The following is a 13036-nucleotide window of genomic DNA, read 5'->3' as shown; positions in this document are numbered from 1 at the left end:
TCACCACCTCAAAAAGAAGCCATTATTCTACCACTCAGGCTGAGGAAGAAAATCACCTGTGAGAAAAATGGTCTACCAGGGAATGAACTTGTTGATGGTACAAATACCGCTGAAAAACTGCACATCCTGATCGCACAACACGTTGATCGTCTGCGTCCACAGCAGCAGACAGGCGATCAGCAGAACAACGATCACAATGATCCAGCGTAACTTTTTCACTCCACTCTCCGGGTAACTGCAACCTGTGAACAGGTTAGCATGCTAATCTTAAACCGCGGCTAACTGTAATAGGTTCCGATCATTTTAGGAATCATCGACTTGTTTCAGAGCATGATCCGGATAGGCTGATTGGCGGGAAGAAACAATAATGAGGCAACAATGCGCTTAGTGATACGTTCTGTTCTTGTGCTGGCCATCGCCTGGATCGCCCTGCTATTAAGCGGTTACGGCGTACTTATCGGCAGCAGCGAAAATGTTGGCGGCCTGGGATTACAGTGTAAATACCTGACCGCTCGCGGCACCAGTACCGCACAATATGTGCATTCAAACAGCGGAATCATCGGCATGACCAACTGCCCGCTGCTGCGCAAAAGCGATATCGTCGTCGATAAAGGGTAAAAAAAAACGCCGCAATCGCGGCGTTTTTCACAGCAACGGCGCGGCTCAGAACGGATAGTCGTTGTAGCCCATCTGCTCAGAAATTTTACGCGCCGCCGTATGCAGCATGCTGACGTACTCCTGCAGGCGATCTTCGGAGAAACGCAGCGTCGGGAAAGAGATGCTCAGACCCGCAATAACCACGCCAAAGCGGTCAAATACCGGCACGCCGATGCAGCGTAATCCCTCTTCCTGCTCTTCGTTATCTTCGCCATAACCCTGCTCGCGCACCTGCGCCAGTACCGGCAGCAGCGCCTCCGTCGAGGTTATCGTGCGGCTGGTGCTGCGCTTGTACTCTACGCCTTCCAGAATCTGCTGCACCTCATCGGCATCGCGCCAGGCCAGCAGGACTTTGCCGATCGCGGTGCTGTATAGCGGGTTGCGGCGCCCGATGCGGGAGTACATGCGCAGGTTGTACATCGAGTCGATTTTATGGATGTACACAATGCTGTCTTCATCCAGCGCGCCAAGGTGGATAGTCTCTTTCGTCAGGCGCGACAGTTCACGCATTTGAATGTCCGCGCTGCGAACCAGATCCACGTTTTGCAGCGCACGGGCGCCGAGTTCAAACAGCTTAAGCGTCAGCGAATACTTCTCGGACTCCCCTTCCTGCGCCACATAACCCAGGGACTTCATGGTCTGCAAAAAGCGATAGACCGTGCTTTTTGACATCATGACGCGCTGCGACAGTTCGGTAATACCGATCTCACGCTCTTCTCCGAGCGCCTGGAGGATGCCAAAAACCTTCAATACTGAAGAGACTGAATCTGGCTGCTTATCCAAATCCGCGACTGCCATTTATCACCTCATTGCCACTGTTTTATAAAAAATAGAACTGGTTTTTATTATAATTTCCCCGAACCGCCGTCGCAATCGATCTTCGGTAACTTCGTTACAAATCTGCGACATACTGCCTGATAATCAATGCTAAAATCATTACCTGTATAATGATTTCACTAAAGACCTATTTTCAACATGGAAAAAGCCTTTACTGATGGTTTGCCGCTGCCGCAGCGTTATGGCGCCATCCTGACCATTGTTCTTGGGATCTCCATGGCCGTGCTGGACGGCGCTATCGCTAACGTTGCGCTGCCGACCATCGCCAGCGATCTCAACGCTTCCCCCGCCGCCTCCATCTGGATTGTGAACGCCTATCAGATTGCGATTGTCATCTCCCTGCTGTCGCTGTCCTATCTTGGCGATATGTTCGGCTATCGCCGGATCTACAAGTGCGGCCTGGTCGTATTTACCTGCACCTCGCTTATCTGCGCGCTTTCCCACTCGCTGGAAATGCTCACGCTCGCGCGCGTCGCGCAGGGCCTCGGCGGCGCGGCGCTGATGAGCGTCAACACGGCGCTCATCCGTCTCATCTATCCCCAGCGTTTTCTTGGGCGTGGAATGGGGATTAACTCGTTTATCGTCGCGGTCTCTTCCGCCGCCGGGCCGACGATTGCGGCGGCGATTCTGTCGGTAGCCTCCTGGCAGTGGCTGTTTTTGATTAACGTTCCGCTCGGCATCATTTCACTGCTGCTGGCGATCCGCTATCTGCCGCCCAACGGCGCGCGCAGCCATGCCCCGCGCTTTGACCTGCCCAGCGCGGTGATGAATGCGCTCACCTTCGGACTGCTGATTACCGCGCTCGGCGGTTTCGCCCAGGGGCAATCGGTACAGCTGGTGCTGGCGGAAGTGGCGGTAATGCTGGTCGTCGGCTTCTTCTTTATTCGCCGCCAGCTGCGCCTGCCGGTACCGCTGCTGCCCGTTGATCTGCTGCGCATTCCGCTGTTTTCGCTCTCTATCTGTACCTCCATCTGCTCGTTTTGCGCACAGATGCTGGCGCTGGTTTCCCTGCCCTTCTTTTTACAAACCATGATGGGCCGCAGCGAAGTCGAAACCGGGCTGCTGCTGACGCCCTGGCCGCTGGCGACCATGGTGATGGCGCCGCTGGCGGGCTATCTGATCGAAAAAGTGCACGCCGGGCTGCTCGGCGCGCTGGGGCTGGCGATTATGGCCTGCGGGCTGTTCGCGCTGGCGCTGCTGCCCCCGGCGCCGCACGACATCGATATTATCTGGCGCATGGTGCTGTGCGGTGCCGGGTTCGGCCTGTTCCAGTCGCCGAACAACCATACGATAGTCTCCTCCGCGCCTCGCCACCGCAGCGGCGGCGCCAGCGGCATGCTCGGCACCGCCCGCCTGCTCGGGCAAAGTACCGGAGCGGCGCTGGTCGCGCTGCTGTTTAACCTGCTGGGGAATCAGGGCACCCATACCTCGCTGCTGCTGGCGGGCATCCTGGCGGTGATTGCGGCGGTCATCAGCGGGCTGCGGATCGCCCAGCCTCGCAGCCAGGCATAAAAAAAGGCGCCTGCGAAGAGGCGCCCTTTGGCTGCTGTGAACGAGTTACTTGAGATACTCGCCGCTGCGCAGCGCTTCGATGCGCTTATCCAGCGGCGGGTGGGTCATAAACAGCTCGCTGAGCGATTTCGACTTACCGTTAATGCAGAACGCCATCATGCTGCTCGCTTCCTGCGGCTCATAGCTGGTTTTAAGACGCTGCAGAGCGGCAATCATTTTCTCGCGCCCGACCAGTTTGGCTGAACCGGCGTCGGCATGGAATTCGCGGTAGCGCGAGAACCACATGGTAATGATGCTGGCCAGAATACCAAATACCAGCTCCAGCACCGTCGCCACGGCGAAATAGATAAGCGGGTTGCCGTTGCTCTCTTCGCCATCGTCGCGGTTACCGCTCAGGAAGCCTGCCGCCACCTGCGCAATCACGCGGGAAATGAAGATAACAAAGGTGTTCACCACGCCCTGGATCAGGGTCATGGTCACCATATCGCCGTTAGCGATATGGCTGATTTCGTGCGCAATAACGGCTTCGGCTTCGTCACGGCTCATGTTCTGCAACAGACCGGTGCTTACCGCCACCAGTGAGGCGTCACGACGCGCGCCGGTGGCAAACGCGTTGATGTCCGGCGCGTGATAAATCGCCACCTGCGGCATGGCGATCCCCGCCTGGCGGGACTGCTGCGCGACGGTATTCATCAGCCAGTGCTCCGTTTCGTTGCGCGGCTGCTCAATGACTTCACCACCGACCGACTTCAGCGCCATCCATTTAGACATCATCAACGACACAATCGAGCCGCCAAAACCAAACAGCAGCGCCATGATAAGGAGCCCTGTCATGCTGCTCGACTGAATTCCTGTCAGGCTTAGCACCAGCCCAAACACAACCATGACGGCCAGGTTGGTTATCAGGAAGAGCGCGATTCGCATCATAATTTACTTTTAACCTCGTTCTAACAAAACGCACTATGCGATTACCCATATCGTATGGGTCTTATGAGAATTTTCAACTATCGGGGGGCGCTAAGTCACGAGAAAAACACAACTTTACATTTTGTAGTATCTCGTTGACGCAGAACAAAACGCGATAAGAAAACAGGCACAATTTCTTGTGCCTGTTAGAGAGAGATTACTTCGTTGGTGCCGGGGTAACGGCCGGAGACTCTTTTTCCATATGCGCCAGATCGAGCGCGATATGGACCGTTTCATCCAGGTATGGATCCGGTTCCTGGTAATCCTTCGGCAAATCGTCCAGTTTCTTCAGCGGCGGTTTACCTGCACGCTTGTAGCGGTCGTTAATCCGCGCAAGACGGGTCGCATCATCCTCTTCGTTCTCTTTTTCACGCTGGGCGTAATTGAGAGAAACGATGTTGCGGCGATCCTTCATGGCGTTAAAGCGCGCAATGTCCTTCATGATGTACTGGAACTCAGGATCTTTCGCAATACGCTCATCGTGCTGCTTCAGCAGTTCAGGGCCAAACGGCGCCATATCGCCTGACTTCACGTAGGTAGCCGCATTAATGCTGTCCCACGGCAGCGCGTTATCCTCAAACTTCTCGCCGGTTTCGGTCTCTTCGCTACCGGTCGGCATCATGATGTCCGGGGTGACGCCTTTACGCTGCGTACTGCCGCCGTTAATGCGGTAGAACTTCTGAATCGTATACTGCACGGAGCCCAGCGCCGGCCATTCAGGACGCAGCATCTGATCGTAGATACGGTTCAAAGAGCGATACTGCTGAACGGTACCTTTACCAAACGTCGGTTCGCCGACGATCAGCGCACGGCCGTAATCCTGCATCGCGGCAGCGAAAATTTCCGACGCCGAGGCACTGAAGCGGTCAACCAGCACCACCAGCGGGCCTTTGTAATAGACCATGCCATCGCTGTCGCTGTCTTCGCGCACCTTGCCGTTGTTGTCACGGACCTGTACGACCGGGCCTGACGGGATGAACAGACCAGAAAGCGATACCGCCTCGGTCAGCGCGCCGCCGCCGTTGCTGCGCAGATCGATGATAATGCTGCTGACGTTCTGTTTTTCCAGCTTCTGCAGCTGCGCTTTGACGTCGTCCGTTAAGCCAACGTAGAAGCCCGGAATATCCAGCACGCCGACTTTTTCTTTACCGACGGTTTTCACCGACATCTTCACCGCGCGGTCTTCAAGACGAATGCGTTCGCGCGTTAAGGTCACGACACGCGTCTTCGCCCCTTTCCCCGCCGGCAGAATCTCCAGGCGGACTTTGCTGCCCTTCGGTCCTTTAATCAGCGCCACGACGTCATCAAGACGCCAGCCGATAACGTCAACCATGCCCTTGCCGGTCTGACCGACGCCGACGATACGGTCGCCAACGCTAATCGCTTTGCTCTTCGCCGCAGGACCGCCCGCAACCATGGAGTTGATGACCGTGTAGTCGTCATCCATCTGCAGCACCGCGCCAATCCCTTCCAGAGACAGGCTCATCTCGGTATTGAACTGCTCGGTGTTGCGCGGGGACAGGTAGTTGGTGTGCGGATCGATTTCGTGGGCAAACGCCGTCATCGCCAGTGAGAAAACGTCTTCGCTGTTGGTCTGCGCCAGACGGCGAATAGCAAACTTGTAGCGACGCGTCAGGGTATCGCGGATTTCCTGATCGTTTTTCCCGGCGAGCTTGAGGCTGAGTTCGTCAAATTTGACTTTCGCATCCCACAGCGCGTTCAGCTCCGCCTCATCCTTCGGCCACGGGGTTTTGCTGCGGTCGAGGTTGAAGGTGTCGTTGCCGGTGAAATCCATTGGACGCGCCAGCACCTTCAGCGCGTACTGATAGCGCTCAAACCGGCGCTTTTGCGCCAGATTGTAGAGATCGTAAAACACGTCGAGCTTGCCGCTGCGCAGCTCGTCGCCGACCTGCGTTTTACGCGGCTCAAATTTCGCAATGTCGCTGGCCAACAGGACGTTGTGGCTGTAGTCCAGCAGGTTCAGGTAGCGATCGAAGATTTTCGCGGAAAAGGCGTTATCCAGATCGAACTGGCGGTAGTGCGACCGGGTGAAGCGTGACGTAACGCGCTCACTGACCGTCGCATGCTGCGGCTCTTCCTTCAGAACAGGAATCTGGTCTATACGGGTAATATCGTCCACAGCAAACGACTGGCCTGCCAGTAACAGCATGCCAGCGAGCGCGGTGACCTTAAAAAATGTGTTCATGCCAGGCCCGGCCTCCGTTTCAGAACACCAGATGTTCTGCGCGTACAATCATTGACATACCAGAAGTCAGCTGTACACGAACGCCATCTTTGGTGATCTCCAGTACAGTGGCATCCATTGCGTTATTGCCCGCCTTAACCTTCAGGGACTGGCCCACGGTCAGCGCAGACAGATCTGATACAGGCGTGTGGTGCTCTTCACGCACAGCGCGAGGCGCTTTGTTAGCGTTAGCGGCAGGTTTCGCCGTGTTGCGCGGCTTACTCTCCCCGCCCTCTTTACGGCGTACCGGAGGACGCGGCTTGCGCTCACGGCGCGGCGCATCTTCCTGCTCGCCGGCAGCAGCAGCGGCTTCACGTTTTTTCGCCTGCTGTTCGGCACGCTGTGCCTGAACGCGCGCTTTGGCTTCTTCCAGCTGCTGACGCGCGTGCGTCACATGCTGCTCGTCCAGCTCGCCGCAGGCGTTGCCGTCAAGATCAACGCGGATAGCGCCGGCTTTGATACCGTACAGGTAGCGCCAACTGGAGGTATAGAGACGTAAAGCGGAACGAAGTTGGGTCTTACTGAGATTCATCTCACCCTCAACACGCTCGACCAGATCCTGAAAAATACCAATTTTCAGGGGGCGCGCTTCGCCTTCCGCACTGAAACAGTGAGGAAAACGTTCGGCCAGAAAAGCGATGACTTCTTTGCTGCTATTCAACTTAGGTTGATTTTCCATGAAATTTCCTGATTACAACGGACGTAGCCAATAAACCACAGGCATGAACAGGCGTCATTATAATGACGTCATCGGTAAATGCTACGTTATCCGTTGATTATCCTGCGACAGGCTGAAAGAATTTATGATAGTCGGTTGCCGCAAGCACCTGCTCAAGGCGACCGACAAGCTCACGCAGACCCTGCTCATCCTCAGCGGTGAAGCGGGCAAGCGCCGGGCTGTCGATGTCCAGTACGCCGATAATCTGTCCGTTAACGGTCAGAGGCAGAACAATTTCAGAATTGCTCGCAGCGTCACAGGCGATATGGCCGTCAAACGCATGCACATCCTCTACGCGCTGAACGCGGTTTTCGGCGACAGCGGTACCGCAAACGCCGCGGCCGACGGGAATACGCACACAGGCAATTTTGCCCTGGAACGGGGCCAGTACCAGGGTTTTGCCCTCCAGAAGATAGAAGCCAGCCCAGTTCACCGACGCCAGGCGCTCAAACAGCAGCGCGCTGGTATTAGAGAGTGTGGCTAAGAAACTGGTTTCACCTGCCATTAATGCCTGAAAATCGCGGTTCAGATCCGCGTAAAACTCTGTTTTGCTCATTATATAGTCACTTGGTTTGTCTTACTTTAATTGCCGAAATCCGACGCATAGCCTAATAAAATAAGCATTAAATGCGCTAAGGCTCAAGATGATTCCATTCATAGGTTAAGATAGCGTTATACATTCATTTGCGAATCTAATAAATGGCACTGAGAGCGACGCAAAATTCATTAGGGAAAAAGCTGGCAATTCACAAAGTCAGCAATCTGCAAGTTCCCGCTAATTATCATCGCTGTCCGCAGTGCGATACGATGTTCAGCCTGCCGGTGGTCAAGAAGCACCAAAGCGCGTACTGCCCCTGCTGCAACGCCAAAATCCGCGACGGACGCGACTGGTCGCTGACGCGGCTGGCGGCGATGGCCATCACGATGATCATGCTGATGCCCTTTGCCTGGGGCGAGCCGCTGCTGCGCCTGCACCTGCTTGGCGTAAGGATAGACGCTAACCTGATGCAGGGCATCTGGCAGATGACCGAACAGGGCGACCCGATCCCCGCCGCCATGGTCCTGTTCTGTACCGTCGCCGCCCCGATGCTGCTGGTGACGGCGATAACCTACTTGTGGCTTGGCAATATTCTCGGAATGAATCTGCGCCCCGTCCTGCTGATGCTCGAAAAGCTCAAAGAGTGGGTAATGCTGGATATCTATCTTGTCGGTATCGGCGTCGCCTCCATCAAAGTGAAAGACTACGCGTTTTTGCAGCCAGGCATTGGCCTGGTGGCGTTTGTGGCGCTGGTGCTGCTCAGCATTCTGACGCTGATTCACCTGAACGTGGAGCAGCTGTGGGAGCGTTTTTACCCTCAGCGTCCCGCGACCCGACCTGACCCCGGCCTGCAGGTCTGCCTCGGCTGCCAGCATACCGGGTTCGCCGATGCGCGCGGACGCTGCCGCCGCTGCCATGTGCCGCTTCGCCATCGCCGCCCTTTCAGCCTGCAAAAAAGCTGGGCGGCGCTTATCGCTTCGCTGGTATTATTGTTCCCGGCCAACCTGCTGCCTATCTCTATCATCTACGTCAACGGCGCGCGGCAGGAAGATACGATTATGTCGGGCATCATGTCGCTTGCGCACAGCAATGTCGCCGTCGCGGCGGTGGTGTTTATCGCCAGTATTCTGGTGCCTTTTACCAAGGTTATTGTGCTGTTTACGCTGCTGGTCAGCATCCACTTCAAGTGCGAACAGGGGCTGCGCACCCGCCTGCTGCTACTGCGCTTCGTGACCTGGATTGGCCGCTGGTCGATGCTCGATCTGTTTGTGATTTCGCTGATGATGTCGCTGATAAACCGCGACCAGCTGCTCGCTTTTACGATGGGACCCGCTGCGTTTTATTTCGGCTCGGCGGTAATATTGACTATTCTTGCTGTTGAATGGCTGGACAGCCGCTTACTTTGGGACGCACATGAGTCAGGAAACGCCCGCTTCACCGACTGAAGCGAGAATTAAAACAAAACGTCGTATCTCGCCTTTCTGGCTCTTGCCGGTGATTGCATTCATGATAGCCGGCTGGCTTATCTGGAACACCTATGACGACCGCGGAACAACGATAACTATCGACTTTATGTCCGCCGACGGCATTGTGCCTGGGCGCACGCCGGTGCGCTATCAGGGGGTTGAAGTGGGCACCGTCGAAGATATCACCCTGAGTAAAGATCTGAACAAAATTGAGGTCAAGGCCAGCATCAAAGGCGATCTAAAGGACGCTTTGCGCGCCGATACCCAGTTCTGGCTTGTGACGCCGAAGGCGTCTCTTGCCGGGGTCTCAGGCCTTGATGCGCTGGTCGGCGGGAACTATATCGGCATGATGCCGGGTAAAGGCATCCCGCAGAGCCATTTCACGGCGCTGGATACCCAGCCCCGCTACCGGCTGAACAACGGCGAGCTGATGATTCATCTGCGCGCGCCGGATCTTGGCTCGCTGAACAGCGGTTCGCTGGTCTACTTTCGCAAGATCCCGGTTGGCAAGGTCTATGACTACACCCTCAACGACAACAAGCAGGGCGTGACGGTCGATATTCTGATTGACCGCCGCTTTACTAATCTGGTCAAAAAGGACAGTCGTTTCTGGAACGTGTCGGGAATTAAGGCCGATGTCGGCCTCAGCGGCGCCAAAGTACAGCTGGAAAGCCTGGCCGCACTGGTCAACGGCGCCATTGCCTTTGACTCGCCGGAAAATTCTGAGTCCGCCCGGCAAAACGACGAATTCAGCCTGTATGAAGATCTTGCGCACAGCCAGCGCGGCGTGCTGGTGAAGCTCGATCTCCCGGACGGCGCGGGTCTCAAAGCGGGCTCAACCCCGCTGATGTACCAGGGGCTGGAGGTCGGCCAGCTCACCAAACTGACGCTCAACCCGGGCGGCTCGGTGAGCGGTGAAATGACTGTCGACCCGAGCGTGGTGAACCTGCTACGTACAAACACCCGCATTGAGCTGCGCAACCCGAAGCTGTCGCTGGAAAACACCAGCCTCAGCTCGCTGCTGACCGGCAGCACCTTTGAGCTGGTGCCCGGCGAAGGCGAGCCGCGCGACCAGTTTGTAGTCCTCCCGGCCGATAAAACGCTGCTGCAGGAGCCCGGCGTTGAAACCCTGACCCTCACCGCGCCGGAAAGCTACGGCATCGACGCCGGACAGCCGCTTATCCTCCACGGCATCAAGGTCGGCCAGGTGCTGGAGCGGACGCTGTCAAACCAGGGGATCTCGTTCGCCGTGGCTATCGACCCGCAGTACCGCAACCTGATGCACGGCGACAGTAAATTCGTGGTGAACAGCCGGATGGACGTCAAGGTAGGGATTGACGGCGTTCAGTTCCTCGGCGCCAGCGCCAGCGAGTGGCTAAACGGTGGGATTCGTATCCTCCCGGGCACCAGCGGCGCGATGAAAAGCAGCTATCCGCTGTACGCTAACCTGGAAAAAGCGCAGGAAAACAGCATCAGCGACCTGCCGACCACCACCCTGACTCTGACCGCCGACACCCTGCCGGACGTGCAGGCAGGCTCCGTCGTGCTGTACCGCAAATTCGAAGTCGGTGAAGTGATTACCGTGCGCCCGAAAGCCAACGCTTTCGATATCAGCCTGCACATCAAGCCGGAGTACCGTAATCTGCTGACGACGAACAGCGTGTTCTGGGCAGAAGGCGGCGCCAAGGTACAGCTCAACGGCAGCGGCCTGACGGTTCAGGCCTCCCCGCTCTCCCGTGCCCTCAAAGGCGCGATCAGTTTTGATAACCTGAGCGGCGCCAGCGTGAACGCACGCAAAGGCGGCAAGCAGATCCTCTATCCGTCGGAAACCGCAGCCCGCGCCGTCGGGGGGCAGATTACGCTTCACGCCTTCGACGCCGGTAAGCTCTCGCCGGGCATGCCTATCCGCTACCTGGGCATCGATATCGGGCAGATACAGTCGCTGGACCTGGTCACCGAGCGCAACGAAGTGCAGGTCAAAGCCGTGCTTTATCCGGAATATGTCGACAACTTCGCCCGCAGCGGCACCCGCTTCTCGGTAGTCACACCGCAGATTTCTGCGGCCGGGGTGGAGCATCTGGACACTATCCTCCAGCCGTATATCAACGTTGAGCCCGGACGCGGCGGCAACCCGCGGCGCGATTTTGAGCTACAGGAAGCCACCATTACCGACTCGCGCTATCTGGACGGCCTGAGTATTGTGGTTGAAGCGCCGGAAGCCGGTTCCCTGAGCATCGGCACGCCGGTGCTGTTCCGCGGCATCGAGGTCGGTACGGTCACCGGGATGCAGCTGGGCTCGCTTTCCGACAGGGTGATGGTGGCGCTGCGCATCAGCAAACGCTATCAGCACCTGGTGCGCAACAACTCCGTGTTCTGGCTCGCCTCCGGCTACAGCCTCAACTTCGGCCTGGTGGGCGGCGTCGTGAAAACCGGCACCTTCAACCAGTTCATTCGCGGCGGTATCGCGTTTGCCACCCCGCCGGGGATCCCGCTGGCGCCGAAAGCGCAGGAAGGTAAGCACTTCCTGCTGCAGGAGACGGAACCCAAAGAGTGGCGCGACTGGGGTACTGCCCTGCCGCGTTAACCCCTGACGGTGTTCCGGTGGCCCATCGCCGGAACACCGATTTATGGTACACTGCGCTCCCGTTTTTTCTTTTTGGTATACCCCGTGGCCTATCTTCCCGACGCCTTTCTCGCTGCGATGCGCGCAGCCATGCCCGCCCATCTCGTCTTCGATGACTTTATCGCCGCCTGCCAGCGCCCGCTGCGCCGCAGCATCCGCGTCAATACGCTGAAAATCAGCGTTGCCGATTTTCTTGAGCGGGTTGCGCCCTATGGCTGGCAGCTGACGCCGGTGCCCTGGTGTGAGGAAGGCTTCTGGATCGAGCGTAACGATGAAGAAGACGTGCCGCTTGGCAGCACCGCAGAGCACCTGAGCGGACTGTTTTATATTCAGGAGGCCAGCTCGATGCTGCCGGTGACGGCGCTCTTTGCCGATGGCAACCGGCCGCAGCGCGTGATGGACGTCGCGGCGGCGCCGGGTTCCAAGACCACGCAAATCGCCGCCCGGATGGGGAATCAGGGGGCGATCCTCGCCAACGAATACTCCGCCAGCCGGGTGAAGGTGCTGCATGCCAACATCAGCCGCTGCGGCATCAGCAACGCTGCGCTGACCCATTTTGACGGCCGGGTTTTCGGCGCCGCCCTGCCCGAAACGTTTGACGCTATCCTCCTTGACGCCCCCTGCTCCGGCGAAGGCGTGGTGCGTAAAGACCCCGACGCGCTGAAAAACTGGTCGCCGGAGAGCAACCAGGCGATCGCCGCCACCCAGCGCGAGCTTATCGACAGCGCGTTTCACGCCCTGCGCCCCGGCGGCACGCTGGTGTACTCCACCTGTACGCTGAACCGCGAGGAAAACGAAGAGGTGCTGGCATGGCTGATGGCGCGCTTCCCGCAGGCGCTGGAGATCCTGCCGCTGAATGCGCTTTTCCCGGACGCCGCAAAGGCGCTCACGCCGGAAGGGTTTTTGCACGTATTTCCGCAGATTTATGACTGCGAAGGTTTTTTTGTCGCCCGCCTGCGTAAAACGGCGAGCGTTGATCCGCTGCCGGCGCCGGGCTATAAGGTCGGCAAATTCCCCTTCACGCCGATGAAAGGCCGGGATGCGGACGCCGTGACCCGCGCCGCCAGCGCGGTGGGACTGCGCTGGCATGATGCGCTACGCCTCTGGCAGCGCGATAAAGAAATTTGGCTGTTCCCGGCGGATATCGAGCCGCTGATCGGTCAGGTACGCTTCTCCCGTATCGGCCTGCGTCTGGCGGAAACCTTCAACAAGGGCTATCGCTGGCAGCATGAGGCGGTGATTGCGCTGGCCGACGAACGCAGCCCGACGGTCGAGCTCACCCGGCAGGAAGCGGAGGAGTGGTACCGGGGCCGCGACGTCTGGCCGCAAACGCCGCCGCCTGCGGATGATGTGGTGGTGACGTTCCAGGGGCATCCGCTGGGGCTTGCCAAAAAAGTGGGCTCGCGGCTTAAAAACAGCTATCCGCGCGAGCTGGTGCGCGACGGCAAACTGTTCGCCGGTAAAGCGTAGCGAA

General features: G+C 57.7%; 11 protein-coding genes. 5 read left to right on the top strand and 6 right to left on the bottom strand.

Annotation, left to right across the window (positions count from 1 at the left end):
• Positions 1-72: 72 nt before the first annotated feature.
• The gene (mgrB, locus tag ENTCL_RS09820; RefSeq protein WP_013365964.1) at positions 73-219 is read right to left on the bottom strand and encodes a PhoP/PhoQ regulatory lipoprotein MgrB; all 147 of its coding nucleotides are present in this window, start codon (positions 217-219) and stop codon (positions 73-75) included.
• 159 nt (positions 220-378) lie between these two features.
• Here mgrB and ENTCL_RS09815 point away from each other — a divergent pair, with 159 nt between their 5' ends.
• Positions 379-618, top strand: a complete 240-nt coding sequence (locus ENTCL_RS09815; RefSeq protein ID WP_013365963.1) for a YobH family protein — start codon at positions 379-381, stop codon at positions 616-618.
• A 45-nt stretch (positions 619-663) separates the two neighbouring features.
• Here ENTCL_RS09815 and kdgR read toward each other — a convergent pair whose 3' ends face one another.
• Positions 664-1455 carry a DNA-binding transcriptional regulator KdgR gene (gene kdgR / locus ENTCL_RS09810; RefSeq protein ID WP_013365962.1) on the bottom strand — a complete coding sequence of 264 codons (792 nt, stop codon included), beginning with the start codon at positions 1453-1455 and terminating at the stop codon, positions 664-666.
• A 177-nt stretch (positions 1456-1632) separates the two neighbouring features.
• On the opposite strand from kdgR, the gene ENTCL_RS09805 reads away from it, so the two are divergent.
• Positions 1633-3006 (top strand): MFS transporter, encoded by a 1374-nt coding sequence (locus tag ENTCL_RS09805; RefSeq protein WP_013365961.1) that lies wholly within the window; start codon positions 1633-1635, stop codon positions 3004-3006.
• 45 nt (positions 3007-3051) lie between these two features.
• Here the strand turns inward: ENTCL_RS09805 and htpX are convergent, their stop codons facing one another.
• The 4 genes from htpX to ENTCL_RS09785 form a co-directional block, all read right to left on the bottom strand.
• Complete coding sequence (htpX, locus tag ENTCL_RS09800) at positions 3052-3933, bottom strand: protease HtpX (protein ID WP_013365960.1); 882 nt, start codon at positions 3931-3933, stop codon at positions 3052-3054.
• A gap of 196 nt (positions 3934-4129) precedes the next feature.
• Positions 4130-6178, bottom strand: coding sequence for a carboxy terminal-processing peptidase (gene prc, locus ENTCL_RS09795; protein ID WP_013365959.1), 2049 nt, complete (start codon positions 6176-6178; stop codon positions 4130-4132).
• 19 nt (positions 6179-6197) lie between these two features.
• Entirely contained in the window at positions 6198-6896 is a 699-nt protein-coding gene (gene proQ / locus ENTCL_RS09790; RefSeq protein ID WP_013365958.1) for an RNA chaperone ProQ, read from the bottom strand.
• 97 nt (positions 6897-6993) lie between these two features.
• Positions 6994-7491 carry a GAF domain-containing protein gene (locus ENTCL_RS09785; protein WP_013365957.1) on the bottom strand — a complete coding sequence of 166 codons (498 nt, stop codon included), beginning with the start codon at positions 7489-7491 and terminating at the stop codon, positions 6994-6996.
• Between the two features lie 143 nt (positions 7492-7634).
• On the opposite strand from ENTCL_RS09785, the gene yebS reads away from it, so the two are divergent.
• The 3 genes from yebS (at position 7635) to rsmF (ending at position 13032) form a co-directional block, all read left to right on the top strand.
• Positions 7635-8918 carry a membrane integrity lipid transport subunit YebS gene (yebS, locus tag ENTCL_RS09780; protein ID WP_013365956.1) on the top strand — a complete coding sequence of 428 codons (1284 nt, stop codon included), beginning with the start codon at positions 7635-7637 and terminating at the stop codon, positions 8916-8918.
• Positions 8887-11523 (top strand): PqiB family protein, encoded by a 2637-nt coding sequence (locus ENTCL_RS09775; protein ID WP_013365955.1) that lies wholly within the window; start codon positions 8887-8889, stop codon positions 11521-11523. Before yebS ends, ENTCL_RS09775 begins: the two co-directional genes overlap by 32 nt.
• Before the next feature lie 84 nt (positions 11524-11607).
• Positions 11608-13032 (top strand): 16S rRNA (cytosine(1407)-C(5))-methyltransferase RsmF, encoded by a 1425-nt coding sequence (gene rsmF, locus ENTCL_RS09770; RefSeq protein WP_275248993.1) that lies wholly within the window; start codon positions 11608-11610, stop codon positions 13030-13032.
• Positions 13033-13036: the final 4 nt, after the last annotated feature.

Origin of the sequence: [Enterobacter] lignolyticus SCF1 (genome assembly GCF_000164865.1) — a bacterium.
Lineage (GTDB): Bacteria > Pseudomonadota > Gammaproteobacteria > Enterobacterales > Enterobacteriaceae > Enterobacter_B > Enterobacter_B lignolyticus.
This window is presented reverse-complemented; position numbering and strand designations above follow the sequence as displayed.

What these genes read in the sequence shown, in the direction of transcription:
- ENTCL_RS09815 (WP_013365963.1), top strand. Translation starts at nt 379, where the DNA reads ATGCGCTTAGTGATACGTTCTGTTCTTGTGCTGGCCATCGCCTGGATC.
- kdgR (WP_013365962.1), bottom strand. Translation starts at nt 1,455, where the DNA reads ATGGCAGTCGCGGATTTGGATAAGCAGCCAGATTCAGTCTCTTCAGTA.
- ENTCL_RS09805 (WP_013365961.1), top strand. Translation starts at nt 1,633, where the DNA reads ATGGAAAAAGCCTTTACTGATGGTTTGCCGCTGCCGCAGCGTTATGGC.
- htpX (WP_013365960.1), bottom strand. Translation starts at nt 3,933, where the DNA reads ATGATGCGAATCGCGCTCTTCCTGATAACCAACCTGGCCGTCATGGTT.
- prc (WP_013365959.1), bottom strand. Translation starts at nt 6,178, where the DNA reads ATGAACACATTTTTTAAGGTCACCGCGCTCGCTGGCATGCTGTTACTG.
- proQ (WP_013365958.1), bottom strand. Translation starts at nt 6,896, where the DNA reads ATGGAAAATCAACCTAAGTTGAATAGCAGCAAAGAAGTCATCGCTTTT.
- ENTCL_RS09785 (WP_013365957.1), bottom strand. Translation starts at nt 7,491, where the DNA reads ATGAGCAAAACAGAGTTTTACGCGGATCTGAACCGCGATTTTCAGGCA.
- yebS (WP_013365956.1), top strand. Translation starts at nt 7,635, where the DNA reads ATGGCACTGAGAGCGACGCAAAATTCATTAGGGAAAAAGCTGGCAATT.
- ENTCL_RS09775 (WP_013365955.1), top strand. Translation starts at nt 8,887, where the DNA reads ATGAGTCAGGAAACGCCCGCTTCACCGACTGAAGCGAGAATTAAAACA.